This is a genomic window from Mycobacterium sp. 050134 (assembly GCF_036409085.1).
Classification (GTDB): domain Bacteria; phylum Actinomycetota; class Actinomycetes; order Mycobacteriales; family Mycobacteriaceae; genus Mycobacterium.
In genome coordinates this window covers 66,203-93,195 of the sequence record NZ_JAZGLV010000005.1, presented here as the reverse complement: position 1 = coordinate 93,195, position 26,993 = coordinate 66,203, and the positions used below count along the sequence as shown (strand labels likewise).

Below are 26,993 nucleotides of genomic sequence, written 5' to 3'. Positions count from 1 at the left end.
TAAGCTGGCCGGGTGCCGATCACCCCGCCGGTTCCCGCGCCCTACGAGGACCTGCTGCGCATGGTGCTCGAGCGAGGCACGGCGAAATCCGACCGCACCGGCACGGGAACCCGCAGCCTGTTCGGCCAGCAATTGCGCTACGACCTGTCGGCCGGCTTCCCGCTGATCACCAGCAAGAAGGTGCACTTCAAGTCCGTCGTGTACGAACTGCTGTGGTTCCTGCGCGGGGATTCCAACGTCGGCTGGCTGCGGGAACACGGCGTCACCATCTGGGACGAATGGGCAAGCCCCGCAGGAGATCTCGGACCCGTCTACGGCGTGCAATGGCGCTCCTGGCCCACGCCGTCGGGCGAGCACATCGACCAGATCAGCGCCGCGCTGCACTTGTTGCGCACCGACCCCGACTCGCGGCGCATCATCGTGTCGGCATGGAACGTCGGTGACATTCCGCGGATGGCGCTCCCGCCGTGCCACGCGTTCTTCCAGTTCTACGTGGCCGGCGGCCGGCTGAGCTGCCAGCTCTACCAGCGCAGCGCCGACCTGTTCCTCGGCGTCCCCTTCAACATCGCCAGCTACGCGCTGCTCACCCACATGATGGCCGCGCAGGCCGGCCTCGATGTCGGCGAGTTCGTCTGGACCGGCGGCGACTGTCACATCTACGACAACCACGTCGAACAGGTGCGGCTGCAACTCACCCGCGAGCCCAGGCCGTATCCCGAACTCGTTCTGGCCCAACGCGATTCGATCTTCGACTACACTTATGACGACGTCGTCGTCAAGAACTACGACCCGCACCCGGCGATCAAAGCCCCCGTCGCTGTATGACGCGGGCGACGGACGTGGGCCTGGTTTGGGCTCAGTCGACGTCCGGTGTCATCGGCCGCGGGGGGGACATCCCGTGGCACGTGCCCGAGGACTTGGCCCGCTTCAAGCAGGTCACCATGGGTCACACGGTGGTCATGGGCCGGCGCACGTGGGAGTCGTTGCCGGCCAACGTCCGCCCGCTGCCGGGCCGCAGGAACTTGGTGCTGTCCCGGCAGGCCGACTTCAGCGCCGACGGGGCCGAGGTGCTGCCCTCACTTGAGCGTGCGCTGACCGACCCGGAGGCGTGGGTGATCGGCGGTCAACAGATCTACCTGCTGGCGCTTCCGCACGCCAGCCGCTGCGAGGTGACCGAGATCGACATCGAGCTGACGCGCGACGACGACGATGCGCTGGCCCCGGTGCTCGACGAGGCGTGGGCGGGTGAGACGGGGGAGTGGCAGGTCAGCCGCACGGGGCTGCGCTACCGCTTTCACAGCTATCGTCGGCGCTGAGCGCTGCCCTGCGGGCCGACGGCGGGTGCTGACATACTCGGACCCGGGGGTCGGTCTCGTCGGTTGTATAGCGAATTTCTAGGAGGGGGGCATATGGCAGTGATCACCGAACCCGCAAAGACGTTCTCGCGCAAGTTCTTGGGCTACGACCCGGCCGCGGTGGAGTCGCACATCGAGGTGCTGACCACCAAACAGAAGCTGCTGCTCGACGACGTCGAGAGCCTGCGCGCCCGGCTCAAGGACTCCGGCGACGAGGTGGCGGCGCTGCGCAAGGAGGTCGCCGTCCTCACCGATACCTCGCCCACGCCCCACGCGATGCAGCAACGGATGGCCAAGATGCTTCGCCGCGCGGTCGACGAGGTGGCCGAGATGCAGGCCGAGGCTCGGGCCGAGGCGGATGCGCTGGTCGCGGCGGCCGAGGTCGACGCCGAGGCCGAGCAACGAAAGTCCAGGGAGCTGCTGGCCGACATGGCCGAGCAACTGAAGGCGCTGAAGGCCGAGTACGAGGAAACCAAGAAGAACCAGGACGACGAGCTGGCCGGTCTGCGCGCCGAAACCCAGTCCTCGATCAAGGAGGCGCGGCAGGAAGCCCAGCGGGAGCGCGATCAGCTCCTCGCCGACGCCAGGCAAGAAGCCGATCACTACCGGGACGAGGCCCGGCGTGCGGTCGATGAGGCAGCCCAGCAACGAATCAAGGTGCTCGAGCAACTGATGGGCGTCTACCGCGACCTGGAACCGGTTCCGGCCGCCCTGGAATCGGCATACCAACAACGAAAGAACGCGCCCGATGCGGGCCGCGAAGCGAACGGTGTCGTGCCGCTGGAGCGCAAAGTCAGCGCGGGGTGAGCGGTCGCTCCCGACCGGCGACCGGTATTGTCGGTCCGTGCCGGCCCGTAATCTCAGGCTGACCGCCGCGCAGGCCCGGCGGATAGCCGTTGCGGCGCAAGGTTTTACCGAACCGCGGCCCGGTGGCGCGATCACCCGCGCGCACCTGCGCCGGCTGATCTCGAGAATTCAGGTGCTGCAACTGGATTCGGTTTCGGTAGCGGTCCGCGCCCACTACGCGCCGGTGTTCAGCCGGCTCGGCCCGTACGACCGCGACGTGGTCGACCGCGCCGCGTGGGGCCCGCGCTCGGCGCGGCTGCTGGCCGAATACTGGGCCCACGAGGCCGCCCTGGTCGCCGTCGACGACTGGCCGCTGTTGCGGTGGCGCATGCGCCAGTACCGGCACGGCCGGTGGGGCACCCACATCGTCAAGGCCAACCCGCGGCTGGTCGACGACGTCGTCGCCGCCGTCGCCGAACTCGGGCCCAGCACCGCGGGCCAGATCGAGGCGCACCTGGCGGCCGAGCCGCGGCGGAAGAAGGGCGCGTGGTGGAACCGGAGCGACACCAAGTGGGTCGCCGAGGCGCTGTTCGCCGCGGGGGTGCTGACCACGGCCACCCGGGTGGGCTTCGCGCGCCACTACGACCTGGTGGAACGGGTGCTGCCGGCCGAGGTGCTGGCCCGGCAGGTCGACAACGACGAGGCCGTGCGCGCCCTCACGCTGCGTGCCGCCACCGCGCTGGGCGTGGGCACCGAGGCCGACATCCGCGACTACTTCCGGCTGTCGGCGCAACAGACCAAGCCGGCCATCGCCGATCTGCTGGCCGCCGGCGCGATCGAGCGGGTCGACGTCGACGGCTGGTCCGCGCCGGCGTACCTGCGGGCGGGGCGGACGGTGCCGCGCGCCGACCGTGGCACCGCGCTGCTGTGCCCGTTCGATCCGCTGATCTTCTTCCGTCCCCGGGTCGAGCGGCTGTTCGGCTTCCACTACCGCATCGAGATCTACACCCCGGCGCACCAGCGCCGCTACGGGTACTACGTGTGGCCGCTGCTGCTCGACGGCCACCTGGTGGCGCGAGTCGACCTCAAGGCCGACCGGGCCGCCAACGTCCTGCAGGTGGTGGGCGCCTTCGGCGAACCCGACGCCCCGCCGGGGCGGGTCGCCGCGGCGCTGGCCGGCGAACTCGAGTCCATGGCGGCGTGGCTGGGCCTCGGCGGCTTCGATGTCTCCGACCGCGGTGACCTGGCCGGGGAGCTCCGCGCGGCCGCGCGGCGGGCCGGCTGATGTCCGCCGGCAACGAACTCGAGGACACGCTGTGGAAGGCGGCCAACAAGCTGCGGGGGTCGTTGCCGGCCGGCCAGTACAAGGACGTCATCCTCGGGCTGGTGTTCCTCAAGTACGCCTCCGACGTGCACTGGAAGTCGTTGGCGGACAGGGCCGGTTCGCGCGACGTCGGGAGGTTCGCCGACGAGGCGATGGACGCGCTGATGGCCTCGAACCCATCGCTGTCGGACATGATGCCGCGGTCCTATGCGGGTCTCGATCCGGGGCGGCTCGGGGAGCTAGTGCGGCTGCTCGACGACGCGCGACTGGGCGGGCGGGGCGCCCGCGCGGCGGGGGACCTGATGGGCGAGGTTTACGAATACTTCCTGGGCAACTTCGCGCGCGCCGAAGGCAGGCGGGGGGGTGAATTCTTCACCCCGCTGGGGGTCGTGCGGATGATCGTCGAAGTCCTCGAGCCGGCGCGCGGCCGGGTGTACGACCCGTGCTGCGGATCGGGCGGGATGTTCGTCCAGACCGAGAACTTCATCAGCCAGCAGCGTGGCGCACGGTCGGCCGTCGGGCTGTACGGGCAGGAGAGCGTCGAGCAGACGTGGCGGATGGCCAAGATGAACCTCGCCGTGCACGGCATCGACAACGCCGGGTTGGGGGACCGCTGGGCCGACACCTTCGCCGACGACCAGCACGCCGGCACGCAGATGGACTACGTCATGGCCAATCCGCCGTTCAACATCAGGGACTGGGCCCGCGACGAACGAGACCCGCGCTGGCGCTTCGGTGTTCCGCCCGCCCGCAACGCCAATTACGCGTGGATTCAGCACATCCTGTCGAAATTGGCCCCGGGCGGTGAGGCCGGCGTGGTGATGGCCAACGGGTCGATGTCGTCGAACTGGGCCGGGGAGGGCGACATTCGGGCGCGCATCGTCGAAGCGGACCTGGTGTCGTGCATGGTGGCGCTGCCCGGGCAGCTGTTCCGCAGCACCTCCATCCCGGTGTGTCTGTGGTTCTTCGCCATGGCCAAGGGCGACCGATCGGGGCAGGTGCTCTTCGTCGACGGGCGCGAGCTCGGCCACCTCGTCGACCGCGCCGAGCGCGCGCTGGGCGGCGACGACGTCGCCCGAGTCGGCGACACTTACCACGCGTGGCGCGGATCGGCGTCTGCCGCCGCCAAAGGGATTGGCTACGAGGATGTCCCGGGTTTTTGCCGGTCGGTGTCGGTGGACGAGATCAGGGCGTCCGGCTATCTGCTGACGCCGGGCTGGTACGTAGGCGCGCCCACGATCGAGGCCCACGGTGAGCCGGCCGGGGCCAGGATCGCGCGGCTCACCGGTGACCTGCTGGCGGCGCTCGACGAATCGGCGCGGCTGGAGAAGGTGGTGCGCGACCACCTGGAGGGTCTGCGGTGACGACCACGCTCGGCGACCACCTCCACTTCAGCAGCGGGAGAGCCCTGCCGCGCAAGGAGTCGACCGGGCCCTTTCGCGTCTACGGGGCCAACGGGCCGATCGGGTATGCCGCGCAGCGCAACGCGAGCGGGCCGCTCATCGTGCTCGGCCGCGTCGGAACCTATTGCGGCAGCGTGCACTACTGCGAATCCGACGTGTGGGTCACCGACAACGCGCTGGTGTGCCGGGCGACCGACCCGCGCGAGACGCGGTATTGGTATTACGCGCTGCGTGCGTGCCGCTTGGGCGAGGTGCGATCGGGCTCGGGGCAGCCGCTGCTCAACCAGGCCACCCTGCGCGGCGTCGCGGCACCCGGCGTCCCGGCGCGCGAACGGCGCCGGATCGCCGAACTGCTCGGCGCCCTCGACGACAAGATCGCCGCCGACGAACGTGTGATCGCCGCCGCCGAGGCGTTGATGGTCGCGACCGCAGAAACGGTGCCGGAGTGCGTGCCGCTGTCCGCCCTGGCGAGTACGTCCACGGCTTTAGTGGAACCCGGCGGGTTCGGCGAGGTCGTCGCGCACTTCAGCCTGCCGGCGTTCGACGACGGCGCGACGCCGCGGGTGGTGGCCGGCGCCACGGTGCGCAGCGGCAAGTTCCTGCTGACCGGGCCGTGCGTCCTGGTTGCGAAGCTGAATCCGCGAATTCCGCGGATCTGGAACGTGGTGCGGCTGCCCACCGGGATGGCGCTGGCCAGCACGGAGTTCGTGGTGCTGACCCCCACCGGGGTGGACACGTCGGCGTTGTGGTCGGCGGTGCGGCAGCCCGAGGTCTCCGCGGGGCTGCGGCGGCGGGTCGCCGGGACGTCGGGCAGCCACCAGCGCGTCCGGCTGGCCGACCTGATGGCGACCCCGGTGCGCGACGTGCGCCGGCTGTCGGGCGAGGCGTCGCGGAGCATCGGTGCGCTCGGCGCGCTGTGCCACGCTCACCGCGAAGAATGCGTGCGGCTGGCCACGCTCCGCGACACCCTGGTCCCGCTGCTGTTCTCCGGTGAAGTTCGGGTCACCGACGCGGAGGCCTCCGGCACGCTTTAGGGTGAGCGCCGTGGCCGAGACCGCGCCGCTACGCGTGCAACTGATCGCCAAGACCGAGTTCCTGGCGCCGCCCGAGGTGCCCTGGACCACCGACGCCGACGGGGGCTCGGCGTTGGTCGAGTTCGCCGGCCGCGCCTGCTACCAGAGCTGGTCGAAGCCCAATCCCCGCACCGCGACTAACGCCAGCTACATCAAGCACATCATCGACGTCGGGCACTTTTCGGTACTCGAACACGCGAGCGCCTCGTTCTACATCACCGGCATCTCGCGGTCCTGCACCCACGAGCTCATCCGGCATCGGCATTTCTCCTACTCACAGCTCTCGCAGCGCTACGTGCCGGAGGGGAGTTCGCAGATCGTCGTGCCGCCGGGCATGGACGACGACGCGGAGCTGCGGCGGATCCTCGCCGACGCCGCCGACGCCAGCCGCGCCACCTACGCCGAGCTGCTGGCCAGGCTGGAGGCGAAGTTCGCCGACCAACCCAACGCCGTGCTGCGGCGCAAGCAGGCGCGTCAGGCCGCCCGCGCCGTCCTGCCCAACGCCACCGAAACCCGCATCGTCGTGACCGGCAACTATCGCGCCTGGCGGCACTTCATCGCGATGCGTGCCAGCGAGCACGCGGACGTCGAGATCCGCCGTCTCGCCATCGAATGCCTGCGCCAGCTCGCGGCGGTGGCGCCCGCGGTGTTCGCGGACTTCGAAATCGTCACCCTGGCCGACGGCACCGAGGTCGCCACGAGCCCGCTGGCCACCGAGGCCTGATCGGGGCGCCCGGGCGTCGCGCGGCGGCTCGCCCCTCGCCGGTGCTACGGCCGCCACGCGCGCCGGCATGACGCGCGCTCGTGCGGATGCCAAACCGGTTGCCGGGGCCAGGTAACCTGAACAGTGTGAGCACGGTCGGATTCGATGTCCCCGCACGGTTGGGCACCCTGCTGACCGCGATGGTGACACCGTTCAGCGCCGATGGCTCCCTGGACACCGCCGCCGCGGCGCGGCTGGCGACCCACCTGGTCGACGCCGGCTGCGACGGCCTGGTGCTATCCGGGACCACCGGGGAGTCACCGACCACCACCGACGACGAGAAGCGCGAGCTGCTGCGCGTCGTGCTCGAGGCCGTGGGCGATCGGGCCCGCATCATCGCCGGCGCCGGCACCTACGACACCGCTCACAGCATCCGGCTGGCCAGGGCCGCCGCCGCCGAGGGCGCCCACGGACTCCTGGTGGTCACGCCGTACTACTCGCGGCCGCCGCAGTCCGGGCTGTTCGCGCACTTCAGCGCCGTCGCGGACGCGACCGAGCTGCCGGTGCTGCTCTACGACATTCCGCCGCGGTCTGTGGTGCCGATCCTCCCCGAGACCATCCGCGCCCTGGCCGACCACCCGAACATCGTGGGAATCAAGGACGCGAAGGGCGACCTGCACGCCGGCGGGCAGCTGATGGCGGAGACGGGACTGGCCTACTACTCCGGCGATGACGCACTGAACCTGCCCTGGCTGGTGATGGGCGCCACCGGATTCATCAGCGTCATCTCGCATGTGGCGGTCGGTCAGCTCCGGGACCTGTTGTCGGCGTTCGGCTCCGGTGACATCGCCACCGCGCGCAAGATCAACGTCAACCTCGCGCCGCTGTGCAACGCGATGGGCCGCCTGGGCGGGGTGACCATGTCGAAGGCCGGCCTGCGGCTGCAAGGCGTCGACGTGGGTGACCCCAGGCTGCCCCAAATGCCCGCCACCCCGGCGCAGATCGACGAGCTTGCTGCCGATATGCGCGCGGCCTCGGCTCTGAGGTGAGCAGGGCGTGAGGCACAGCGTGGTCGACCGATGGACGTAGACCTCGCTCCACCGGGCCCGCTGGCTCCCGGCGGACTGCGTGTCACCGCCCTGGGCGGCATCAGCGAGATCGGCCGCAACATGACGGTTTTCGAGCATCTCGGCCGGCTGTTGATCATCGACTGTGGGGTCATGTTCCCCACCCACGACGAGCCCGGCGTCGACCTGATCCTGCCGGACCTGCGCCACGTCGAGGACCGGCTCGACGATGTCGAGGCGCTGGTGCTGACCCACGCCCACGAAGACCACATCGGGGCCATCCCGTTCCTCCTGCGGCTGCGGCCGGACATCCCCGTCGTCGGCTCGAAGTTCACCCTGGCGCTGGTGGCGGCCAAGTGCCGCGAGTACCGCATCAAGCCGGCCTTCGTCGAGGTCGCGGAGGGGCAGCGGACCACCCACGGCGTCTTTCAGTGCCAATACTTCGCCGTCAACCATTCGATCCCCGACGCGCTGGCCATCGCGGTCCACACCGGCGCGGGAACCGTCCTGCATACCGGCGACATCAAGCTCGACCAGCTGCCGCTCGACGGTCGCCCCACGGACCTGCCCGGCATGTCGCGGCTCGGCGATGCCGGCGTGGACCTGTTCCTGTGCGACTCCACCAACGCCGAGGTCCCCGGTGTCGGGCCCTCGGAGAGCGAAGTCGGCCCCAGCCTGCATCGGCTGATCCGGGGCGCCGACGGCCGCGTCATCGTCGCGTGCTTCGCCTCCAATGTCGACCGGGTACAGCAGATCATCGACGCCGCGGTCGCGCTGGGCCGGCGGGTGTCATTCGTCGGGCGATCGATGGTGCGCAACATGGCCATCGCCCGGGACCTGGGTTTTCTGCGCGTGGACGACGCGGACCTGATCGACATCGGGGCGGCCGAGATGATGGCACCCGAGCGGGTCGTCCTGATCACGACGGGCACCCAGGGTGAGCCTATGTCGGCGTTGTCGCGGATGTCGCGCGGCGAGCATCGCAGCATCACCCTGACGTCGAACGATCTCATCATCCTGTCGTCCTCCCTGATCCCCGGCAACGAGGAGGCCGTGTACGGGGTCATCGACTCGCTGGCCAAGATCGGCGCCCGTGTGGTCACCAATCAGCAGGTGCGGGTGCACGTTTCGGGGCACGCCTACGCCGGCGAGCTGCTGTTCCTCTACAACGGGGTGCGGCCGCGGAACGTGATGCCGGTGCACGGCACCTGGCGGATGCTGCGGGCCAACGCCCAGCTGGCGGCGCGCGCCGGCGTGCCCGAGGAGTCGATCGTGCTGGCCGAGAACGGCGTCAGCGTCGATCTGCTCGCCGGCCGCGTCTCGATCGCGGGCGCGGTGCCGGTCGGCAAGATGTTCGTCGACGGACTGATCACCGGTGACGTCGGCGACATCACGCTGGGGGAGCGGCTCATCCTGTCGTCGGGCTTCGTGGCGGTCACCGTGGTGGTCGCTCGCGGCACCGGACGCCCGGTCGCGGCGCCGCAGCTGCATTCCCGCGGGTTCTCCGAGGACCCCAAGGCACTCGAGCCCGCCATGCGCAAGGTCGAGGCTGAGCTGGAAGTGCTTGCCGCGGAACAGGTCACCGAGCCGACGCGCATCGCGCAGGCGGTGCGCCGCACGGTCGGCAAGTGGGTGGGCGAAACCTATCGCCGCCAGCCGATGATCGTGCCGACCGTCATTGAGGTCTGAGGCGATCGTGAGCGCGGCGGAGCTGGGCGAAGCGGGTCGCCGCATTGAGGTCTGAGGCGATCGTGAGCGCGGCGGAGTATTAAGGGCCCGCGAAACATAAGCGGCTGCGTCGCTTTTCGGCGTGTCGTCGCAATACTTTATGTGTCGTGGTCGTGGTCGTGGTCGTGGTCGTGGTCGTGGTGGCTGGGCCACGCGTGACGCTGGCTAGACTTTCTCGGCGTATGCCGACCATTCCAGTTGGGAGGCCTTGAGCTCGCGGCCGGTCGGGGCGACATAGCGCCGAACGAGGTCGTCGGGCCCGGCCTGCTCGACCAACCGCCAGCCGTAGGGGGCGATGAAGTCGGCGACCTCGTCGGGCTGCAACCCGAAACGCCACAGCTGGCGAACGCTCCGATACAGCGTGCGGGTGCCGTACAGGTTGGTCCCGTCGATGAAATCCCGGCGCACGTAGGTGAATACCAGCTGGCTGCCCGGAGCGGTCGCGCGCAGCCCCTCCAGGGTCCGGCGGACGGTCGCCTCGGTCAGGTACTGGGTGACGCCCTCACAGATGAAGAAGGCGCGGTAGTCGGTGTGATAACCGTGCTCGGCCAGCGAGGTCAGCACGTCGTCGCGCTCGAGATCGAGCGCCACCAGCCGCACCGACAGGGGCGGGCCCCCCAGCACCCGTCGGACGGTCTGCACCTTCCTGGCGATGTTGACCGGCAGGTCCACCTCGAAGACCGGCATACGGACCTGGCGCGTCAGCAGGTAGGGGCGGGTGTCCAGGCCGGCGCCGAGGATCACCACCGCGTCGATGTCCTCGAGCGCCCCGGCCAGCTTGTCGCCAATGAATCGCTTGCGGCAGGCCATGTTCGCCCACAGCCCGCGACCGGACCACTCCGATCCGCGAATCATCAGCCGGCGTAGGGGCGTCGAGCGGGTCGCCGTGACCAGCCATCGCAGCGGGGCGGGCAGGAACAACTCGGCGAGGTCGTCATCGAGCAGCCGCCGGTCCGGCGGCTCGTTCTGTTCGACGGCCGTCAGCACCATCGGACCGAAAGCCTTCTGCGCCACTGAATTTCGCGCCATGGGCTACTTCTTGTTCAGGAAGCCCGCGTCCACCGGCAAGGCGACGCCGGTGATGTAGCGGGCCTGGTCGGACACCAGCCACGCGACCGCGTTCGCGATGTCTTCGGGTGTAAGCACCTGCACCGGCAACGCGTTGCCCATGTCCGGCGGCGACTCGGACTCGGCGATCAGCCCGGCGAGCCACTGGCGGGTGAACTCGTTGTTGATCATCGGCGTGTCGACACCCGACGGATGTATCGAATTGACCCGAATATTGTGCTGGGCAAGCAGATTGGCGTAGACCCGCATCAGCCCGACCACGCCGTGCTTCGCGGCGACGTAGCCGATGGAGCCGGCATCGGCGCTGCCGATGCCGGACAGCCCCGCCGCCGAACTGGTGAGCACGATCGACCCGCCAGTGCCCTGCGAGACCAGGGTCGGGATGGCGGCCTCCACGGTGTAATGGACGCCGCTGAGGTTCACGTCGATGACGTCGCGCCAGCCCTCGGATCCCGACTGCATGGGGGCAATGCCGGCGTTGGCGACGACGATGTCCAGGCGGCCGAACTGGTCGAGGCCCGCCCGCAGCGCGGACGCCAGCGAGGCGGCATCGCGGACGTCGGCGCGCGCGGCGACGATCCGCGCGCCGGTGTCCTCGACCAGCTTGACCGTGGCCGCCAGGTCCTCGGGCGTGGCCGGCGGGTAGGGCACGCTGGCGATCCGGTCGCAGAGGTCGATCGCGATGATGTCGGCCCCGTCGGCGGCCAACCGCACGGCGTGTGCGCGGCCCTGGCCGCGCGCCGCCCCAGTGATGAAGGCGACCCGGCCGCTGAGCGGGCCTTCCGCCGGCCGACCCATCAGCGCCGCAGCTGTCCCTTGTCCGGGTCGCCCGCCGGGATGGGCTCCAGCATCTTGATGTCGGGCGCCCCTGCGAGGTGCTCGCCGGCCGCGGTGAACATCTTGGTGACCGCGGGCGCGCCACTGTGCGTCTTGAGCGCTTCGGGGTCGGCCCACTGTTCCACGAACACAAAGGTGTCGCCCGTCTGGTGCAGCGAATACAGCTGGCACCCGGGCTCGTCGTGCACCTCTTCCACCGCGCGGGTGAGGATGTCGCGGACGGTGTCGACCGATTCGGGCTTGACGGTCAGGGTGGCGACGACGACGACGGGCATGCTAGGGCCTCCTGGTGGCTCCGGGGGTGGGTGACGGCAGCACTTCTCGCACCGGGTGCCACCCTACTCACGGCGTTTCGACCGCCCGGTGACGTGGGTCACGTTGAGGCAACGGTTACCAGTGTGGCGTGTGGTGCTGATGATGTCGATGCGACTACCCTTGCCGACATGGCTAACAAGACCGCCGCCCGCTCCGCGACCCGAACGAGCAGGTCAAAGGCCACTTCCAAGGCCGCCCCGCGCGGCGGGTCCCGCGGCGCGCGGCCGGCGCCGCCCCGCAGGAAGCCGGGCCGACCCGCCAAGCGCCGCAACCGGTCGCTTCTGGTCGCCACCGGAGTGACCTGCGGGCGCGCCCTGCGCGCCACCTGGCTGATGGCGGCCAAGGGCACGGGCGGCGCCGCCCGGTCGATCGGGCGGGCCCACGACATCGAGCCCGGACATCGCCGGGACGGGATCGCGCTGGCGCTGCTCGGGGTGTCGGTGATCGTCGCCGCAAGCTCGTGGTTCCAGGCCGCCCGGCCGATCGGCGCCTGGGTCGACACCGTGCTGCGGACATTCATCGGCGCGGGCGTGCTGGTGCTCCCGCTGGCCACCGCCGCCGTCGCGGTCGCACTGATGCGGACCGAACCCAATCCCGAGGCGCGGCCGCGGCTGATCCTGGGCGCCAGCCTGATCGCGTGCTCGGCCCTGGGGCTGCGTCACCTGTGGTCCGGATCGCCGGAGGACCCGGAGGCCCGGCGCCGCGCCGCCGGGTTCATCGGCTTCGCCATCGGCGGTCCGCTGTCCGACGGGCTGACACCCTGGATCGCCGCGCCCCTACTGTTCATCGGCTTCATGTTCGGGCTGCTGCTCCTCACCGGGACCACGATCCGCGAGGTGCCCGACGCGGTGCGCGCCATGTTCGAAACCCGGCCGTTCCGCAGGGACGACGAAGACGGCTACGACGACTACTTCGAGGGCGACGAGGCGGACACCGAGGAGGTCGTGGCCTCCGAGGCGGGGCAGGACTTTTCCGACGGGTACTACGACGCGCCCGTCGACGACCCGCCGGCGGCCTGGCCGTCGGCCGGGCCCGACCCGCTCGACGAGGCGCTGGTCGACGACCTCCCCACCGTCCCCGAGCCTCCTGCCAAGCGCCGTCGCGCGTCGCGGAAGGAGGAGGCCAAGGAGACACCGCCGCTCGACCGCGTCGTCGAGGGCCCGTACACCCTGCCGTCGCTGAACCTCCTGGTCGCCGGCGACCCGCCCAAGAAGCGCAGCGCCGCCAACACCGTCATGTCCGACGCCATCAGCGAGGTGCTCACCCAGTTCAAGGTCGACGCCGCCGTCACCGGCTGCACCCGCGGCCCCACCGTCACCCGGTACGAGGTCGAGCTGGGCCCCGGCGTCAAGGTCGAGAAGATCACCGCCCTGCAGAAGAACATCGCCTACGCGGTGGCCACCGAGAGCGTCCGGATGCTGGCCCCGATCCCCGGCAAGTCCGCCGTCGGCATCGAGGTACCCAACACCGATCGGGAAACGGTGCGGCTGGCCGACGTGCTCACCGCCCCGTCGACCCGCCGCGACCACCACCCGCTGGTGATCGGGCTGGGTAAAAACATTGAAGGGGACTTCATCTCGGCGAATCTGGCCAAGATGCCGCACCTGCTGGTTGCCGGCTCCACCGGATCCGGCAAGTCCAGCTTCGTCAACTCCATGCTGGTGTCGCTGCTGACCCGGGCCACCCCGGAGGAGGTCAGGATGATCCTGATCGACCCGAAGATGGTGGAACTCACACCCTACGAAGGCATTCCGCACCTGATCACGCCCATCATCACCCAGCCGAAGAAGGCGGCGGCCGCGCTGGCGTGGCTGGTCGAGGAGATGGAGCAGCGCTACCAGGACATGCAGGCGTCGCGGGTGCGCCACATCGACGACTTCAACGAGAAGGTGCGTTCGGGTGCCATCACCGCGCCGCTGGGCAGCCAGCGCGAATACCGGCCGTACCCCTACGTCGTGGCGATCGTCGACGAGCTGGCCGACCTCATGATGACCGCCCCGCGCGACGTCGAGGACGCCATCGTGCGGATCACCCAGAAGGCCCGCGCGGCCGGCATCCACCTGGTGCTGGCCACCCAGCGGCCCTCGGTGGACGTCGTCACCGGGCTGATCAAGACCAACGTGCCGTCCCGGCTGGCGTTCGCGACGTCGTCGCTCACCGACAGCCGCGTGATCCTCGATCAGGCGGGCGCGGAGAAGCTGATCGGGATGGGCGACGGCCTGTTCCTCCCGATGGGCGCGGGCAAGCCGATCCGGCTGCAGGGCGCCTACATCACCGACGAGGAGATCCAGGCCGTCGTCGCCGCGTGCAAGGACCAGGCCGAGCCCGAGTACACCGATGGCGTCACCACCGCCAAGCCCACCGGCGAACGCGCCGACGTCGACCCCGACATCGGCGACGACATGGACGTCTTCCTGCAGGCCGTCGAGCTGGTGGTGTCGAGCCAGTTCGGCTCCACCTCGATGCTGCAGCGCAAGCTGCGCGTCGGCTTCGCCAAGGCCGGCCGGCTGATGGACCTCATGGAGACCCGCGGCATCGTCGGGCCCAGCGAGGGCTCGAAGGCGCGCGAGGTGCTGGTCAAGCCCGACGAGCTGGCGGGCACGCTGGCGCTGATCCGCGGCGGCAGCGACGCCGTCGGGAGCGACTCCGAGTAGCGCCGAGCAGACGCAAAACTCCATATTTGCCCGGCGTGTCGCCGGCTTTTGCGTCTGCTCGCGCTTAGAGCACCAGCAGCATCCGGGAGTTGCCGAGGATGTTCGGCTTGACGTAGCTGAGGTCGAGGAACTCGGCGACGCCGATGTCGTAGGACCGGCACATCTCCTCGAACACCTCGGCGGTGACGGGGGTGCCCTCGATCTCGGTGAACCCGTGTTTGCCGAAGAACTCGGTCTCGAAGGTCAGCACGAACAACCGCTCCAGCTGCAGCTCGCGGGCGACCTCGAGGAGCCGGCTGACGATCGCGTGGCCGACACCTCGGCCCGTCATCGCCGGGTCGACGGCCACCGTGCGAATCTCGCCGAGGTCGGACCACAACACGTGCAGCGCCCCGCAGCCGACCACCTTGCCGTCACTCTCGGCCACCCAGAATTCCTGCACGGCCTCGTACAGCGTCACGAGGTTCTTCTCCAGCAGGATCTTCCCCGCGTACGTGTCGACGAGGTGCTTGATCGCCGGCACGTCGGACGCTCTCGCGCGCCGGACGACCGGCCGATGATCCCCAGGGCTTTCGGTCACGGATAACAGTATCGGCATCGGGGACGGTCACGCTGGTCACCCGTTATTCTGTTGCGGTGTCGGGGCAGCCGGAAACACCAGGCCACGCCCGCATCGCCAACCTTGCCAACGTCCTGACTCTGTTGCGCCTGGTGCTCGTTCCGATCTTCCTGCTCGCGCTGTTCGCCGCGGACGGCCACCAGATCGCCTTCCGCATCCTGGCGTTCCTGATCTTCGCGGTGGCCGCCATCACCGACCGGCTGGACGGGTTGCTGGCCCGCAACTACGGCATGGCCACCGAATTCGGCGCCTTCGTCGATCCCATCGCGGACAAGACCCTGATCGGGTCGGCCCTGGTCGGGCTCTCGATGCTCGGTGAACTGCCCTGGTGGATCACGGTGCTGATCATGAGCCGCGAGGTCGGGGTGACGCTGCTGCGTCTTGCCGTCATCCGCCGCGGGGTGATTCCCGCCAGCTGGGGCGGCAAGCTCAAGACGGTGGTGCAGTCCCTTGCGATCGGCTTGTTCATCCTGCCGCTGTCCGGGCCGGTTCGGGTGGTGGCGTCGGTGGTGATGGCGGCCGCGATCCTCCTGACGGTCGTCACCGGCATCGACTACGTGGCCCAGACGTTCAGGAGTGTCCGGCAGGTCCGGCCGCCGACGGGCGGCTGAGCCGTCCGGCAAATTTCGAACTAAGTGCCGGCGCGGAACGGGAACCAACCCCACGGCCGTCGGCGTTCAACGTATTAGCGCCTGCTGATTCCCCGTGCTGAGCAGGGCTGATAGGACGAAGGAGAGCAGGATGCCGCCATTGGTGCGCGAGGTGATCGGTGACGTGCTGCGCCGGGCGCGGATGTCGCAAGGCCGAACGCTGCGTGAGGTGTCCGATTCGGCGCGGGTGAGTCTCGGCTATCTGTCGGAGGTGGAGCGCGGTCGCAAGGAGCCCTCGAGCGAGTTGCTCAACGCGATCTGCGATGCGCTGGAGGTCCCGCTGTCGTCGGTCCTCACCCACGCGGGCGAGCGGATGGCCGACGAGGAACGCGCCGCGTTCAGCGCGCAGTCCGGCGGCGCCCGCGGTGCGAGCATCGACGTCAGCACCAAGGTGGTCATCCCGCCGGTCGCGCCGCTCGCGGTGGCCTGAGCGCGCGACACGATCCCGGGCAAGGGGTGGGGCGATGGTCGCCGACCCGATAAATTGAGCGACAGAACCGGCGCAACACCCGGGCGTACCGGCCCTACAGACAAGCGAAGGTGGACCTGACCCATGGCCAATCCGTTCGTCAAGGCGTGGAAGTACCTGATGGCGCTGTTCAATTCCAGGATTGACGAGTACGCCGACCCCAAGGTCCAGATCCAGCAGGCCATCGAGGAGGCCCAGCGCACCCACCAGGCCCTCACCCAGCAGGCGGCGCAGGTGATCGGCAACCAGCGGCAACTCGAGATGCGTCTCAACCGCCAGCTGGCCGACATCGAGAAGCTGCAGGTCAACGTGCGGCAGGCGCTGACGCTCGCCGACCAGGCCACCTCCGCCGGGGACGCCGCCAAGGCCACCGAGTACAACAACGCCGCCGAAGCGTTCGCCGCCCAGCTGGTGACGGCGGAGCAGGGCGTGGAAGACCTCAAGACGCTGCACGACCAGGCGTTGCAGGCCGCCGCCCAGGCCAAGCGGGCGGTCGAGCAGAACGCGATGGTGCTGCAGCAGAAGATCGCCGAGCGGACCAAGCTGCTCAGCCAGCTCGAGCAGGCGAAGATGCAGGAGCAGGTCAGCGCGTCGCTGCGGTCGATGAGCGAGATCGCCGCTCCGGGGAACACCCCGAGCCTCGACGAGGTCCGCGACAAGATCGAGCGGCGCTACGCCAACGCCGTGGGCGCGGCGGAGCTGGCCCAGGGGTCGGTGCAGGGCCGCATGCTGGAGGTGCAGCAGGCCAGCGTCCAGATGGCCGGCCATTCCCGTCTCGAGCAGATCCGCGCCTCGATGCGCGGTGAGGCGCTGCCGGCCGGCGGCTCGGCCGCCGCGCCGCCCGCCCCGGCGCCCGCCGAGCCCGCCGGCGGAGCGGTCAACGAGAAGCCGTTTGGGCAGTAGTACGGCAGACTGTTTCTCATGGCGGTCAACTCGGCGCAGCGTGGGCCCTGGCGCTCCCTAGTGCGCTGGAGCTTGGACAGCGCGGCCGACGTTTTCACCCTGGCCGCCCAGAAGCTGAACGCGGCGACCGACCCGCGGGCGCGGCTGCTCCGCCGTCGCCGCCGGGCGCTGCGGTGGGGGCTGGTCTTCGCCGTCGGGTGCGTGTTCTGGGCGGCGGTGACGATCCTGCTGGCTGCTTGGGGCTGGTTCGCGCTGCTGCTGGAGATCACCGGCGCCGTCGCCGTCGTGATGGCCGTCCCGGCGACGCTGCTGCTGATCCGCTACCGCTGGCTGCGCTCCGAGCCCCTGCCGGTCCCGCGGGCCACAACCACCCGCCGGCTGCCTCCGCCCGGGTCGGCGGCGCGGCCCGCGATGTACGCGCTGGGCGCGTCCGAGCGGGGCTTTGTCTCGCTGCTGGGCGTGCTGGAGCGGGGCTCGATGCTGCCGGCGGATGAGATCCGCGACCTGAGCGCGGCGGCCACCCGGACGTCGGCGGCGATGGCGGCCACCGCCGCCGAGGTGGTGTCGATGGAACGGGCGGTGCAGGACTCCGACTCGGCGCGCGCCTACCTGGTGCCCACCATCAACGCGTTCACCGCCCAATTGAGCTCCGGGGTGCGTCAATACAACGAGATGGTCACCGCGGCAGCGCATCTGGTGTCCTCGGCCAACGGCGGCGGCCCGGCCGCGCCGCAGCAGCACTACCGCGCCGAGCTGGCGGGTGCGACGGATCGGCTGCTCGGGTGGGCGCAGGCGTTCGACGAACTCGGCGGGTTGCCGCAGGGCGCCTGAAGAGCGCCGGCGCCTAGAACGACGCCCTGAGCGACGGCACCACCAGACCGGCGAAGCCCCGCGCGGTCGCCTTCAGCATGTCGAAGAAGTCGAAGTAATCGCGCCACAGCGTGATTCGCCCGTCGTGCACCTCGAACACGCCGCACACCCAGAACTGAATCCGCAGCGGTCCGAAGATCAGCGCGTCCGTCCGTTCGGTGAGCACCGCGGCGCCGTCGGCGGCGGCCCGGTGGATCTTCACCTCGAAGGCGGCGCGCCCGTCCATCTGTCGGAACAGCTTCATGGCTCTGGCGCGCCCGTGGATCGTCGGCAGGCCGACGTTCTCGTAGACGAGGTTGTCGTCCAGTGCGGCGTCGGCGGCGTCGTAATCCGCGTCCTGCAGGGCGTTCAGAAAGCCTTCGACGACGCGCGTGTTCGTCACCGCCGTCCCAGTCACCTCGGTCATGGCTGCCAGCGTAGGCAGCGCGCTGGGAGGCCCGGTAGGCAGGGCTGTGGCAGTGTAGGGCCGATGCGCGTCGCAGTGGTCGCCGGGCCGGATCCCGGCCACTCGTTCCCCGCGATCGCGCTGTGCCAACGGTTCGCCGCGGCGGGCGACGAGCCCACGCTGTTCACCGGTGCGGAGTGGCTTGAGACCGCGCGCGCCGCGGGCATCGACGCCGTGGAGCTCGACGGCCTCGCCGCCACCGACGACGACCTCGACGCCGGCGCGCGCATCCACCGGCGCGCGGCGCGGATGGCCGTGCTGAACGTCCCGGCGCTGCGCGACCTGGAGCCCGACCTGGTGGTGTCCGACGTCATCACCGCCGGCGGCGGAATGGCGGCCGAGCTGCTCGGGATCCCGTGGATCGAGCTCGATCCGCACCCGCTGTACCTGCCGTCGAAGGGGTTGCCGCCGATAGGCAGCGGTCTGGCGCCCGGTACCGGCCTGCGCGGCCGGCTGCGCGACTCTGTCATGCGGGCGCTCACCGCGCGGTCCTGGCGGGCCGGCCTGCGCCAGCGTGCGGTGGTCCGGACCGAGATCGGGCTGCCCGCCGACGACCCCGGGCCGCTGCGGCGGCTCATCGCGACCCTGCCGGCTCTGGAGGTCCCGCGACCGGACTGGCCCGCTGAGGCCGTGGTGGTGGGGCCGTTGCATTTCGAGCCCACGGACCGCGTGCTCGAGGTCCCGGCGGGTCCCGGACCGGTGGTGGTCGTCGCGCCCTCGACCGCAACCACCGGTACCGAGGGGCTGGCAGAGGTCGCGCTTGGGTGCCTGATCCCGGGGGAGACGCTGCCGGCGGGTGCGCGCCTGGTGGTGTCGCGCCTCGGCGGGCCGGACCTCGCCGTGCCCCCGTGGGCGGTCGTGGGGCTGGGACGCCAGGCCGACCTGTTGACCCACGCCGACCTGGTGATCTGCGGCGGTGGCCACGGGATGGTGGCCAAGACGCTGCTGGCGGGGGTTCCGCTGGTGGTGGTGCCCGGTGGCGGTGACCAGTGGGAGATGGCCAACCGGGTGGTGCGGCAGGGCAGCGCGCGCCTGATCCGGCCGCTGACCGCCGACGCGCTGGTGGCCGCGGTGGGTGAGGTGCTCTCGACGCCCGGGTACCGGGAGGCGGCGCGCGCCGCCGGCGCCAGCGTCGCGGGCGTCGCCGATCCGGTCCGGGTGTGCCGCGAAGCGCTTGCTTTGGCGCAGTGATCCGCTGGGTATCTTGGCTGACGTGCGGCTGACGGAGTTCAACGAGCGGGTCGTCCTGCGATTCGGCGCCGCCTACGGCGCATCGGTGCTGGTGGATCACGTGCTGACCGGCCTCGACGGCCGGACCGCCGCCCAGGCGATCGAGGACGGCGTCGAGCCCCGCGACGTCTGGCGGGCCCTGTGCGTCGACTTCGACGTGCCCCGCGATCAGTGGTGAGCTGCGCGCGGACCCAGGCCGCGCGGGCGGGCTACAGAGGGCAGTCCCCGCACGTCGAGCCACCTGGCACGCGGTAGAACAGGCAGCAGCTGGTACGCCGGAAGGCCAGGTTCGGACCCGTGATCGTCCCCGTTCCGGCCAGCTTGCCGATGCGCAGCAGGGCGCCGGTGATCTCGGTGATCGGCCCGCGCAGGTCGGGCCGGGCCGCGAGGAGCAGCCGCGACGTCCCCACCAGCGCGGATGCGATGTTGCCGTACAGCAGGCCGGGCGCGAGCCGGACCCGGAGCCCGGCCGCGAGCGGTTCCAGGTGGTCGCGGACGACGACGCGGTACAACAATTGCGCCGACGGCGCGGCGGGCCGGCCGACGGGCTCGGGCAGCCGCAGCCCCGTGCCGTCGGCGGCCCGCTGCAGCCGTGTCAGGTCGGGCAGGACGCCGTGGCAGACCGCGCACGCCAGCACCGGTGACCACAGCCGCGCGGCGTGGCCCAGCTGGACCAGCGAGGCCGCGACCCGCGGCTCCGCGGTGCCGTAACGGTCGGCGGTGGTCTGCACCAGATCCGTGAAACCGTCGGCATAGCACCGGGTCACCGGGCGCCATCCGGCGTCGTCGCCGCCCACGACCAGCGCGAAAAACCCTCCATAGGAGGAGATCTCGGCCAGTTCCGCGGAGATGTTCATGGTCGTTTTTCGTTCGGTAGCCGGCGTGTCAGGCTTGAATCGAACAGGTGTTCGGCTACTGTGGTGGGTGTTCGAGAAGTCGACTTGTCGGTGGCCTTCTCTAGTGTCACGGCCAACCGACCGATACCGGTCATGAGAACACACCGACTATAGGAGAGGCACCATGGCGCAAGCCCCCGACCGCGAGAAGGCCCTCGAGCTGGCGATGGCCCAGATCGAGAAGAGCTACGGCAAAGGTTCGGTGATGCGTCTCGGCGACGAGATGCGTCAGCCGATCTCGGTCATCCCGACCGGATCCATCGCATTGGATGTGGCCTTGGGCATCGGCGGCCTGCCCCGCGGGCGGGTCGTGGAGATCTACGGTCCGGAGTCCTCGGGTAAGACCACCGTCGCGCTGCACGCGGTGGCCAACGCCCAGGCCGCCGGCGGCGTGGCGGCGTTCATCGACGCCGAGCACGCCCTGGACCCGGACTACGCCAAGAAACTCGGGGTGGACACCGATTCCCTGCTGGTCAGCCAGCCCGACACGGGTGAGCAGGCCCTGGAGATCGCCGACATGCTGATCCGTTCCGGCGCGCTGGACATCCTGGTCATCGACTCGGTGGCGGCCCTGGTGCCGCGTGCCGAACTGGAAGGCGAGATGGGGGACAGCCACGTCGGGCTGCAGGCCCGGCTGATGAGTCAGGCGCTGCGGAAGATGACTGGCGCGCTGAACAATTCGGGCACCACGGCGATCTTCATCAACCAGCTCCGGGAGAAGATCGGGGTGATGTTCGGCAGCCCCGAGACCACCACGGGTGGAAAGGCCTTGAAGTTCTACGCGTCGGTGCGCATGGACGTGCGCCGGATCGAGACGCTCAAGGACGGCACCAACGCGGTCGGCAACCGCACCCGGGTCAAGGTCGTCAAGAACAAGGTGTCCCCGCCCTTCAAGCAGGCCGAGTTCGACATCCTCTACGGCAGGGGGATCAGCAGGGAGGGTTCGCTGATCGACATGGGGGTGGACCAGGGCTTCATCCGCAAGTCGGGTTCCTGGTTCACCTACGAGGGCGAGCAGCTCGGCCAGGGCAAGGAGAACGCCCGCACTTTCCTGATGGAGAACGCCGACGTGGCCAACGAGATCGAGAAGAAGATCAAGGAAAAGCTCGGCATTGGCGCGGTCGTGACCGATGACGACATCCTGCCCGCCCCCGTCGACTTCTGAGCTCTCCCGCGAGGAGCAGGCTCGGGCGCTGTGCCTGCGCCTGCTCACCGCGAGAGCGCGCACCCGTGCCGAGTTGTCCGGTCAGTTGGCCAAACGCGGCTACCCCGACGACGTCAGCGCTTCCGTGCTCGACCGGCTCGCCGCCGTCGGCCTGATCGACGACAGCGACTTCGCCGAGCAGTGGGTGCAGACCCGCCGGGCCAAGAGCAGGCGGGCGCTGGCCGCCGAATTGCACACCAAGGGTGTCGACAAAGAGGTCATCACCGCCGCGTTGGCCGGGCTCGACGCCGGGGCCGAACGCGATCGCGCCGAGCAGCTGGTGCGGTCCAAGCTGCGGCGGGAGACGCTGGATGGCGACGGCAAAGAAGACGGTAAAGAAGAGGCGCGGGTGACCCGCCGGCTGGTGGCGATGCTGTCGCGGCGCGGGTACAGCCAGAACCTCGCGTGCGAGGTCGTCCTCGCCGAGCTGGCCGCCGAACGGGAGCGTCGGCGCGTCTAGCTGGTGACGTGCGCTTTCTCGCGTGCCGTCGGGTCGCCGTACCATGGCTCCGTGACTTCGATGGTGGTTTCGGCGCGGACGTATCAGGTCCGCACGTACGGCTGCCAGATGAATGTCCACGATTCGGAGCGGTTGGCGGGGCTGCTGGAGGCGGCCGGCTACCGGCGGGCCGCCGACGGTGCCGACGCGGACGTGGTGGTCTTCAACACCTGCGCGGTGCGGGAGAACGCCGACAACAAGCTGTACGGCAACCTCAGCCACCTCGCCCCACGCAAACGCGGCAATCCCGACATGCAGATCGCGGTCGGCGGTTGCCTGGCCCAGAAGGACCGGGAGGCTTTGCTGCGCAAGGCGCCGTGGGTGGACGTCGTGTTCGGTACCCACAACCTCGGGTCGCTGCCGGCGCTGCTGGACCGGGCCCGGCACAACAGGGTCGCCCAGGTCGAGATCGCCGAGGCGTTGCAGGAGTTTCCGTCGGCGCTGCCTAGCGCGCGTGAATCCGCTTACGCGGCATGGGTTTCCATCTCGGTCGGGTGTAACAACACCTGCACTTTCTGCATCGTCCCGTCGCTGCGGGGCAAGGAGGTCGATCGCAACCCGGCGGACGTCCTCGCCGAGGTGCGGTCGCTGGTCGACGACGGCGTGCTCGAGGTCACCCTGCTGGGCCAGAACGTGAACGCCTACGGGGTGTCGTTCGCCGACCCCGCGCAACCCCGGGACCGCGGCGCGTTCGCCAAGCTGCTGCGGGCCTGCGGGTGCATCGACGGGCTCGAACGGGTGCGGTTCACGTCGCCGCATCCCGCCGAGTTCACCGACGACGTCATCGAGGCGATGGCCGAGACACCCAACGTCTGCCCCGCCCTGCACATGCCGCTGCAATCCGGGTCCGACCGCGTGCTGCGGGCCATGCGCCGGTCTTACCGCGCCGACCGCTACCTCGGCATCATCGACCGGGTCCGCTCGGCCATGCCGCACGCGGCGATCACGACCGACCTGATCGTCGGCTTCCCGGGCGAGACCGAGGAGGACTTCGCGGCCACGCTGGATGTCGTGCGGCGGGCGCGGTTCGCCGCGGCGTTCACCTTCCAGTACTCCAAGCGGCCGGGCACGCCCGCCGCCGAACTCGACGGGCAGCTTCCCAAAGCCGTTGTGCAGGAGCGCTATGAGCGGCTCATCGAGCTGCAGGAGCAGATCTCGCTGGAGGGCAACCGGGCGTTGGTCGGTCAGACCGTCGAGTTGCTGGTCGCCGCCGGTGAGGGACGCAAGGACAGCCGCACCGCCCGCATGACCGGGCGCGCGCGCGACGGGCGGCTGGTGCACTTCGCCTCGGATCAATCCGGCGACCGGCCGGTGCGGCCGGGCGACGTCGTCACGGTCGCGATCACCGACGCCGCGCCCCACCACCTCATCGCGGACGCCGGCGTCCTCACCCACCGCGGCACGCGGGCCGGCGACGCGTTTGCCGCGGGCCTGCGCCCGAAGGCCGTCGGCCTGGGCATGCCGTCCGTCGGCCCCGCGGCACCCACCGAACCCATCGAACCCCTGGGATGTGCGCGATGACGAAAGAACACGCCGACTTAGACGCCCTGCGGACCGAGATCGAGGCGGCCGAACGGCGGGTGGCCAGCGAGATCGACCCCGGGCCAAGGGGTTTCGTGGTAGCGATCCTGGTGTTCGCGTTGCTGGGATCCTTCATCCTGCCGCACACCGGCGACGTACGTGGCTGGGACGTGCTGTTCAGCAGCCACGGCGCCGGCGCCGCCGGGGTGGCCCTGCCGCATCGCGTGTTCGCCTGGCTGGCGCTGGTGTTCGGCGTCGGCTTCTCGATGCTGGCGCTGACGACGCGGCGCTGGGCGCTGGCCTGGATCGCGCTGGCGGGTTCGGCGGTCGCCGGGGCGGCCGGCCTCCTGGCCGTCTGGTCGCGCCAGACCGTGGCGGCCGGGCATCCGGGCCCCGGCATCGGGCTGATCGTCGCGTGGATCACCGTGCTCACCCTGACGTTTCAATGGGCCCGGGTGGTGTGGTCGCGCACCATCGTGCAGCTGGCGGCCGAGGAGCAGCGGCGCCGCCTCGCCGCGGAGCACCAGTCGAAGACGCTGCTGGACACGCTCGGCGACCCGGCCAAGCCCGACGCGCCGCCCGAAACCTAGCTCCGGCGGGTCAGCGCCTCGGCGGCCGCGTCGGCCCACTGCCGCCACTGTTCGGCATTCGCCTTGGCCTGCTCGGCCTCCTTGGTGCGTCCCGCCGCCGCAGCCTTCTGCGCCTGCTGTTCGTACTGCTCGGCGCGGACGCGGAACTGCTCGGCCCTGGCCTGCGCCTGCGGGTCGGCCCAGCCGGCGTCACCGGCGTCGCGGACCTTCTTCTCCACCGCGCGCAGCCGCCGCTCCAGCTCGGCGGAGCGGTCCCGCGGCACCTTGCCGATCGCGTCCCATTTGTCCGCGATCGAACGCAGGGCCGCCCGGGCGGCGTCGTGGTTACTGGTGTCCAGCCGCTCCGCCTCCGCCAGCAGCGCTTCTTTCGCGGTGGCGTTGGCCTGCAGCTCCGCGTCCTTCTCAGCGGTCACCGCGTTGCGCGCCGCGAAGAAGACGTCCTGGGCCGCCTTGAAGCGGCGCCACAGCGCGTCGTCGAGCTCCCGGCTCGCACGCCCCGCCGCTTTCCAATCGGTCAGCAACTTGCGGAACTCGGCGCTGGTGGCGGCCCAATCGGTCGAACCGGACAACTCTTCGGCCCGCTCGCAGAGCCGCTCCTTGGCCTGCCGGATGCCGGACCGTTCCCGGTCGAGCTCGGCGAAGTGCGACCCCCGGCGCCGATTGAAGGCGTCGCGCGCCGCGGAGTACCGCTTCCAGAGCGCGTCGTCGACCTTCCTGTCCAGCCCGCTGATGCCCTTCCACTCGTCGAGGATGGCGCGCATCCGATCGCCGGCGATCTTCCACTGAGTCGAGTTGGCGGCCAGGTCCTCGGCCTCGGCGGCCAGCGCCTCCTTGTGGGCGGTCTGGGCGGCCCGATGCTCGTCGCGCCGCGACCGCTCCGCTGCGACGGTCGCCTCGGCGTGCTCGATCAGTGCGGTCAGCCGGGCGGCGAGCGCGTCGACATCGCCCAGGACCGACGCCGCCGGAACGGTCTCGGCCAGCGCCTTGGCGTTGGTCTTGATCTTGCGGGCGTCGCCGCTTCCGGACGCCAGGCGCTCCTCGAGGAGGGTGACCTCGGTGGCCAGGTCGTCAAACCGCCTGCCGAAGTGGGCGAACGCCGCCTCCGGGTTGCCGGCCTGCCACGAACCGACCACACGCTCACCGGCGGCGGTGATCAGCCAGACCGTGCCGTCGTCGTCGACCCGCCCGAACTTGTGCGGGTCGCTGCGCGGGGCCATCACCACCGGCTGGACCGCGGCGTGGACATTCGGTCGCGGGCCCGGGCTCGCCGGACGCGGTCCGGGACGTGGCCCCGGGCGTGGTACCGGGGGGCCGCCAACGGTGCCCGTCGGCTCGTCGCTGCGCGGCTCCTCAGCCGTCATGGAAACGTCACCACCTTTCGCGCGGTCAATGCCCGCGCACCTGCCGCGCAAAGCGGCACCCGTGCGGCCGGTGGCGCCGCCACCGTCGCCCCGTAACCGTATCCCCAAATATTGAAGCAGCCCACGCGGCGGCGCGCCGCCACCTCCGTCGTGGGCCCGGCGACGCGATCGTGACGGAATCGAAACCGGACCGTGTGGTCGCCGCGAGCGTGACTGGCGCGGCAGGGCGGCAGACTGTACAAAGGCGCACACAGCCGCGGCATAGCTCCGGGAGTCACGATGAAAGATCCGGCGCCAATTCCGCCGGGTCGAGACCGTCGCTCCGCAGCACTACAGTGTTCGTGAACTGGTAGCGAACATCACGTGTACGCACGATCTTTGCCGGGAACGCTGGTCCGAACGCTGATGAGGGGGTTCCCATGACGAAAGTCGACGTCGCGGCGCTGATCGCGTTGTTCGCGGCGCTGGCCTCCGCGGTGGGCGACGTGATCCGGCAGCGCTCCGCCCAGGAGATCACCGACCAGGAAGTGGGCCACCTCGAGCTGTTCCGCATGTCGCTGCACGACAAGCGGTGGTGGCTGGGCGGAATGGCGGCGGTGGTGAACTACAGCCTGCAGGCCGCGGCCCTGGCGTGGGGGTCTGTGGTGCTGGTGACGGCGCTGCAGGTCGCGGCGCTGCTGTTCGCCCTGCCCATCTACGCGCGGCTGAGCAAACACCGCGTGACCCGCTGGGAGTGGCTCTGGGCGCTAGTGCTCGCTGGCGCGCTGGCGGTGGTCATCATCGTCGGCGACCCGGCATCCGGCCACCAGCGGGCGCCGCTGTCCACCTGGCTCGTCGTGGCCGTGGTCATGGGCCCGACGCTGGTGCTGTGCGTGCTCGGGGCGCGCGTCTGGCGCGGCCGCCCGGTCGCGGCGATCCTACTCGCCCTGGTCGCGGGTTCCTCCCTGGCGCTGTTCGCCGTGGTGACCAAGGGCGTTGTTGAGGTGGCCGAGGAAGGCCCGGCGGCCGTCCTGCGGGCCCCCGAGTTCTACCCGTGGCTGTTCATCGCGCTCTGCGGGATGATCTTCCAGCAGTCGGCGTTCCGGGCGGGCGCGCTCACCGCGTCGCTACCCACGATGACCGTCGCCAAGCCCGTGGTGGCCGGCGTGCTGGGGGTAACCGTCCTCGGCGAGACGCTTGGGGCCCGGGGCCCCGCGGCGATCGTCGGACTCGTCGCGGTCGGGGTGGTCATCGTTGCGACCGTCGCCCTGGCGCACGGCGAGGCCGCCTCGATGGCGGCCGAGGCCCACGAGCCGGCGCTCACCGGCTCGCACGAGAGTCTGCCCGGCGACGACCCGGCCGACGGCTTCGCGGCTGACGCCCCGGCCGCGACGAAGGGCGCCCGGACCAGCTAGGGCCGGCGTCGGCCGGGAGGCATTAGTTT

At 70.4% G+C, this 26,993-nt stretch carries 28 protein-coding genes; 21 read left to right on the top strand and 7 right to left on the bottom strand.

Annotation, left to right across the window (positions count from 1 at the left end; translation table 11 throughout):
- Positions 1–60: 60 nt before the first annotated feature.
- From SKC42_RS07610 to SKC42_RS07570, 9 genes are all read left to right on the top strand, one after another.
- Positions 61–825, top strand: a complete 765-nt coding sequence (locus tag SKC42_RS07610) for a thymidylate synthase (RefSeq protein WP_330963885.1) — start codon at positions 61–63, stop codon at positions 823–825.
- Positions 822–1,316 (top strand): dihydrofolate reductase, encoded by a 495-nt coding sequence (locus tag SKC42_RS07605; RefSeq protein ID WP_330963697.1) that lies wholly within the window; start codon positions 822–824, stop codon positions 1,314–1,316. Before SKC42_RS07610 ends, SKC42_RS07605 begins: the two co-directional genes overlap by 4 nt.
- Positions 1,317–1,415: 99 nt before the next feature.
- Complete coding sequence (locus SKC42_RS07600; protein ID WP_330963884.1) at positions 1,416–2,162, top strand: ATP synthase F0 subunit B; 747 nt, start codon at positions 1,416–1,418, stop codon at positions 2,160–2,162.
- A gap of 37 nt (positions 2,163–2,199) precedes the next feature.
- Positions 2,200–3,426: a winged helix-turn-helix domain-containing protein gene (locus tag SKC42_RS07595; protein WP_330963696.1), complete on the top strand. Its 1,227-nt coding sequence runs from the start codon at positions 2,200–2,202 to the stop codon at positions 3,424–3,426.
- Positions 3,426–4,829 (top strand): class I SAM-dependent DNA methyltransferase, encoded by a 1,404-nt coding sequence (locus tag SKC42_RS07590; RefSeq protein ID WP_330963695.1) that lies wholly within the window; start codon positions 3,426–3,428, stop codon positions 4,827–4,829. Before SKC42_RS07595 ends, SKC42_RS07590 begins: the two co-directional genes overlap by 1 nt.
- Positions 4,826–5,902 carry a restriction endonuclease subunit S gene (locus SKC42_RS07585; protein ID WP_442932034.1) on the top strand — a complete coding sequence of 359 codons (1,077 nt, stop codon included), beginning with the start codon at positions 4,826–4,828 and terminating at the stop codon, positions 5,900–5,902. Before SKC42_RS07590 ends, SKC42_RS07585 begins: the two co-directional genes overlap by 4 nt.
- A gap of 10 nt (positions 5,903–5,912) precedes the next feature.
- Positions 5,913–6,665, top strand: coding sequence for an FAD-dependent thymidylate synthase (gene thyX / locus SKC42_RS07580; RefSeq protein ID WP_330963694.1), 753 nt, complete (start codon positions 5,913–5,915; stop codon positions 6,663–6,665).
- Positions 6,666–6,790: 125 nt separating this feature from the next.
- On the top strand, positions 6,791–7,693 hold the full coding sequence (gene dapA / locus SKC42_RS07575; protein WP_330963693.1) for a 4-hydroxy-tetrahydrodipicolinate synthase: 903 nt from the start codon (positions 6,791–6,793) through the stop codon (positions 7,691–7,693).
- Positions 7,694–7,723: 30 nt separating this feature from the next.
- Entirely contained in the window at positions 7,724–9,400 is a 1,677-nt protein-coding gene (locus SKC42_RS07570) for a ribonuclease J (RefSeq protein ID WP_330963692.1), read from the top strand.
- Positions 9,401–9,604: 204 nt separating this feature from the next.
- On the opposite strand, the gene SKC42_RS07565 is transcribed toward SKC42_RS07570, so the two are convergent.
- The 3 genes from SKC42_RS07565 to SKC42_RS07555 are packed head-to-tail and all read right to left on the bottom strand — an operon-like array spanning position 9,605 to position 11,619.
- Complete coding sequence (locus tag SKC42_RS07565) at positions 9,605–10,468, bottom strand: SAM-dependent methyltransferase (protein WP_330963691.1); 864 nt, start codon at positions 10,466–10,468, stop codon at positions 9,605–9,607.
- Between the two features lie 3 nt (positions 10,469–10,471).
- The gene (locus SKC42_RS07560) at positions 10,472–11,305 is read right to left on the bottom strand and encodes a mycofactocin-coupled SDR family oxidoreductase (RefSeq protein ID WP_330963690.1); all 834 of its coding nucleotides are present in this window, start codon (positions 11,303–11,305) and stop codon (positions 10,472–10,474) included.
- On the bottom strand, positions 11,305–11,619 hold the full coding sequence (locus tag SKC42_RS07555) for a putative quinol monooxygenase (RefSeq protein WP_330963689.1): 315 nt from the start codon (positions 11,617–11,619) through the stop codon (positions 11,305–11,307). Before SKC42_RS07555 ends, SKC42_RS07560 begins: the two co-directional genes overlap by 1 nt.
- 168 nt (positions 11,620–11,787) lie before the next feature.
- Here SKC42_RS07555 and SKC42_RS07550 point away from each other — a divergent pair, with 168 nt between their 5' ends.
- Complete coding sequence (locus SKC42_RS07550; RefSeq protein ID WP_330963688.1) at positions 11,788–14,313, top strand: FtsK/SpoIIIE family DNA translocase; 2,526 nt, start codon at positions 11,788–11,790, stop codon at positions 14,311–14,313.
- A 64-nt stretch (positions 14,314–14,377) separates the two neighbouring features.
- Here SKC42_RS07550 and SKC42_RS07545 read toward each other — a convergent pair whose 3' ends face one another.
- Positions 14,378–14,893: an amino-acid N-acetyltransferase gene (locus tag SKC42_RS07545; protein WP_330963687.1), complete on the bottom strand. Its 516-nt coding sequence runs from the start codon at positions 14,891–14,893 to the stop codon at positions 14,378–14,380.
- Positions 14,894–14,949: 56 nt separating this feature from the next.
- Between SKC42_RS07545 and pgsA the strand changes: the two genes are divergently transcribed.
- From pgsA to pspM, 4 genes are all read left to right on the top strand, one after another.
- The gene (gene pgsA, locus SKC42_RS07540) at positions 14,950–15,543 is read left to right on the top strand and encodes a CDP-diacylglycerol--glycerol-3-phosphate 3-phosphatidyltransferase (protein ID WP_330963686.1); all 594 of its coding nucleotides are present in this window, start codon (positions 14,950–14,952) and stop codon (positions 15,541–15,543) included.
- A gap of 130 nt (positions 15,544–15,673) precedes the next feature.
- On the top strand, positions 15,674–16,012 hold the full coding sequence (gene clgR, locus SKC42_RS07535; RefSeq protein WP_330963685.1) for a transcriptional regulator ClgR: 339 nt from the start codon (positions 15,674–15,676) through the stop codon (positions 16,010–16,012).
- A gap of 123 nt (positions 16,013–16,135) precedes the next feature.
- Positions 16,136–16,954 (top strand): phage shock protein PspA, encoded by an 819-nt coding sequence (pspA, locus tag SKC42_RS07530; RefSeq protein WP_330963684.1) that lies wholly within the window; start codon positions 16,136–16,138, stop codon positions 16,952–16,954.
- Positions 16,955–16,972: 18 nt separating this feature from the next.
- Positions 16,973–17,785 (top strand): phage shock envelope stress response protein PspM, encoded by an 813-nt coding sequence (gene pspM / locus SKC42_RS07525; RefSeq protein ID WP_330963683.1) that lies wholly within the window; start codon positions 16,973–16,975, stop codon positions 17,783–17,785.
- A 13-nt stretch (positions 17,786–17,798) separates the two neighbouring features.
- On the opposite strand, the gene SKC42_RS07520 is transcribed toward pspM, so the two are convergent.
- Complete coding sequence (locus SKC42_RS07520; protein ID WP_330963682.1) at positions 17,799–18,230, bottom strand: limonene-1,2-epoxide hydrolase family protein; 432 nt, start codon at positions 18,228–18,230, stop codon at positions 17,799–17,801.
- A gap of 63 nt (positions 18,231–18,293) precedes the next feature.
- Here SKC42_RS07520 and SKC42_RS07515 point away from each other — a divergent pair, with 63 nt between their 5' ends.
- Both SKC42_RS07515 and SKC42_RS07510 read left to right on the top strand, forming a co-directional pair.
- Positions 18,294–19,460 carry a glycosyltransferase gene (locus tag SKC42_RS07515; protein ID WP_330963681.1) on the top strand — a complete coding sequence of 389 codons (1,167 nt, stop codon included), beginning with the start codon at positions 18,294–18,296 and terminating at the stop codon, positions 19,458–19,460.
- A gap of 22 nt (positions 19,461–19,482) precedes the next feature.
- The gene (locus SKC42_RS07510) at positions 19,483–19,677 is read left to right on the top strand and encodes a DUF3046 domain-containing protein (protein ID WP_085257675.1); all 195 of its coding nucleotides are present in this window, start codon (positions 19,483–19,485) and stop codon (positions 19,675–19,677) included.
- A gap of 31 nt (positions 19,678–19,708) precedes the next feature.
- Here SKC42_RS07510 and SKC42_RS07505 read toward each other — a convergent pair whose 3' ends face one another.
- Positions 19,709–20,356: a (2Fe-2S)-binding protein gene (locus tag SKC42_RS07505; RefSeq protein ID WP_330963680.1), complete on the bottom strand. Its 648-nt coding sequence runs from the start codon at positions 20,354–20,356 to the stop codon at positions 19,709–19,711.
- Between the two features lie 163 nt (positions 20,357–20,519).
- Here SKC42_RS07505 and recA point away from each other — a divergent pair, with 163 nt between their 5' ends.
- From recA to SKC42_RS07485, 4 genes are read left to right on the top strand one after another with little or no spacing between them, the layout of a single operon-like run.
- Positions 20,520–21,560, top strand: coding sequence for a recombinase RecA (recA, locus tag SKC42_RS07500; RefSeq protein WP_330963679.1), 1,041 nt, complete (start codon positions 20,520–20,522; stop codon positions 21,558–21,560).
- Positions 21,526–22,059 carry a recombination regulator RecX gene (gene recX / locus SKC42_RS07495; protein WP_330963678.1) on the top strand — a complete coding sequence of 178 codons (534 nt, stop codon included), beginning with the start codon at positions 21,526–21,528 and terminating at the stop codon, positions 22,057–22,059. The genes recA and recX overlap by 35 nt, the downstream gene beginning before the upstream one ends.
- Positions 22,060–22,119: 60 nt before the next feature.
- Positions 22,120–23,619 carry a tRNA (N6-isopentenyl adenosine(37)-C2)-methylthiotransferase MiaB gene (miaB, locus tag SKC42_RS07490; RefSeq protein WP_330963882.1) on the top strand — a complete coding sequence of 500 codons (1,500 nt, stop codon included), beginning with the start codon at positions 22,120–22,122 and terminating at the stop codon, positions 23,617–23,619.
- Positions 23,616–24,209 carry an Rv2732c family membrane protein gene (locus SKC42_RS07485; RefSeq protein ID WP_330963677.1) on the top strand — a complete coding sequence of 198 codons (594 nt, stop codon included), beginning with the start codon at positions 23,616–23,618 and terminating at the stop codon, positions 24,207–24,209. The genes miaB and SKC42_RS07485 overlap by 4 nt, the downstream gene beginning before the upstream one ends.
- Here SKC42_RS07485 and SKC42_RS07480 read toward each other — a convergent pair.
- The gene (locus SKC42_RS07480; protein ID WP_330963676.1) at positions 24,206–25,570 is read right to left on the bottom strand and encodes a DUF349 domain-containing protein; all 1,365 of its coding nucleotides are present in this window, start codon (positions 25,568–25,570) and stop codon (positions 24,206–24,208) included. The genes SKC42_RS07485 and SKC42_RS07480 overlap by 4 nt on opposite strands.
- 419 nt (positions 25,571–25,989) lie before the next feature.
- On the opposite strand from SKC42_RS07480, the gene SKC42_RS07475 reads away from it, so the two are divergent.
- Entirely contained in the window at positions 25,990–26,964 is a 975-nt protein-coding gene (locus tag SKC42_RS07475; protein WP_330963675.1) for a DMT family transporter, read from the top strand.
- The last annotated feature ends 29 nt before the right edge of the window (positions 26,965–26,993 follow it).

Bases quoted from the DNA above. Each gene is read 5' to 3' on its own strand.
- SKC42_RS07590 (WP_330963695.1), top strand. From the start codon at position 3,426: ATGTCCGCCGGCAACGAACTCGAGGACACGCTGTGGAAGGCGGCCAAC.
- SKC42_RS07480 (WP_330963676.1), bottom strand. From the start codon at position 25,570: ATGACGGCTGAGGAGCCGCGCAGCGACGAGCCGACGGGCACCGTTGGC.
- recA (WP_330963679.1), top strand. From the start codon at position 20,520: ATGGCGCAAGCCCCCGACCGCGAGAAGGCCCTCGAGCTGGCGATGGCC.
- SKC42_RS07505 (WP_330963680.1), bottom strand. From the start codon at position 20,356: ATGAACATCTCCGCGGAACTGGCCGAGATCTCCTCCTATGGAGGGTTT.
- SKC42_RS07550 (WP_330963688.1), top strand. From the start codon at position 11,788: ATGGCTAACAAGACCGCCGCCCGCTCCGCGACCCGAACGAGCAGGTCA.
- SKC42_RS07610 (WP_330963885.1), top strand. From the start codon at position 61: ATGGTGCTCGAGCGAGGCACGGCGAAATCCGACCGCACCGGCACGGGA.
- SKC42_RS07570 (WP_330963692.1), top strand. From the start codon at position 7,724: ATGGACGTAGACCTCGCTCCACCGGGCCCGCTGGCTCCCGGCGGACTG.
- SKC42_RS07560 (WP_330963690.1), bottom strand. From the start codon at position 11,305: ATGGGTCGGCCGGCGGAAGGCCCGCTCAGCGGCCGGGTCGCCTTCATC.
- recX (WP_330963678.1), top strand. From the start codon at position 21,526: ATGACGACATCCTGCCCGCCCCCGTCGACTTCTGAGCTCTCCCGCGAG.
- SKC42_RS07565 (WP_330963691.1), bottom strand. From the start codon at position 10,468: ATGGCGCGAAATTCAGTGGCGCAGAAGGCTTTCGGTCCGATGGTGCTG.
- SKC42_RS07475 (WP_330963675.1), top strand. From the start codon at position 25,990: ATGACGAAAGTCGACGTCGCGGCGCTGATCGCGTTGTTCGCGGCGCTG.
- pspM (WP_330963683.1), top strand. From the start codon at position 16,973: ATGGCGGTCAACTCGGCGCAGCGTGGGCCCTGGCGCTCCCTAGTGCGC.
- SKC42_RS07520 (WP_330963682.1), bottom strand. From the start codon at position 18,230: ATGACCGAGGTGACTGGGACGGCGGTGACGAACACGCGCGTCGTCGAA.
- miaB (WP_330963882.1), top strand. From the start codon at position 22,120: ATGGTGGTTTCGGCGCGGACGTATCAGGTCCGCACGTACGGCTGCCAG.
- SKC42_RS07555 (WP_330963689.1), bottom strand. From the start codon at position 11,619: ATGCCCGTCGTCGTCGTCGCCACCCTGACCGTCAAGCCCGAATCGGTC.
- SKC42_RS07605 (WP_330963697.1), top strand. From the start codon at position 822: ATGACGCGGGCGACGGACGTGGGCCTGGTTTGGGCTCAGTCGACGTCC.
- pspA (WP_330963684.1), top strand. From the start codon at position 16,136: ATGGCCAATCCGTTCGTCAAGGCGTGGAAGTACCTGATGGCGCTGTTC.
- clgR (WP_330963685.1), top strand. From the start codon at position 15,674: ATGCCGCCATTGGTGCGCGAGGTGATCGGTGACGTGCTGCGCCGGGCG.
- SKC42_RS07515 (WP_330963681.1), top strand. From the start codon at position 18,294: ATGCGCGTCGCAGTGGTCGCCGGGCCGGATCCCGGCCACTCGTTCCCC.
- SKC42_RS07485 (WP_330963677.1), top strand. From the start codon at position 23,616: ATGACGAAAGAACACGCCGACTTAGACGCCCTGCGGACCGAGATCGAG.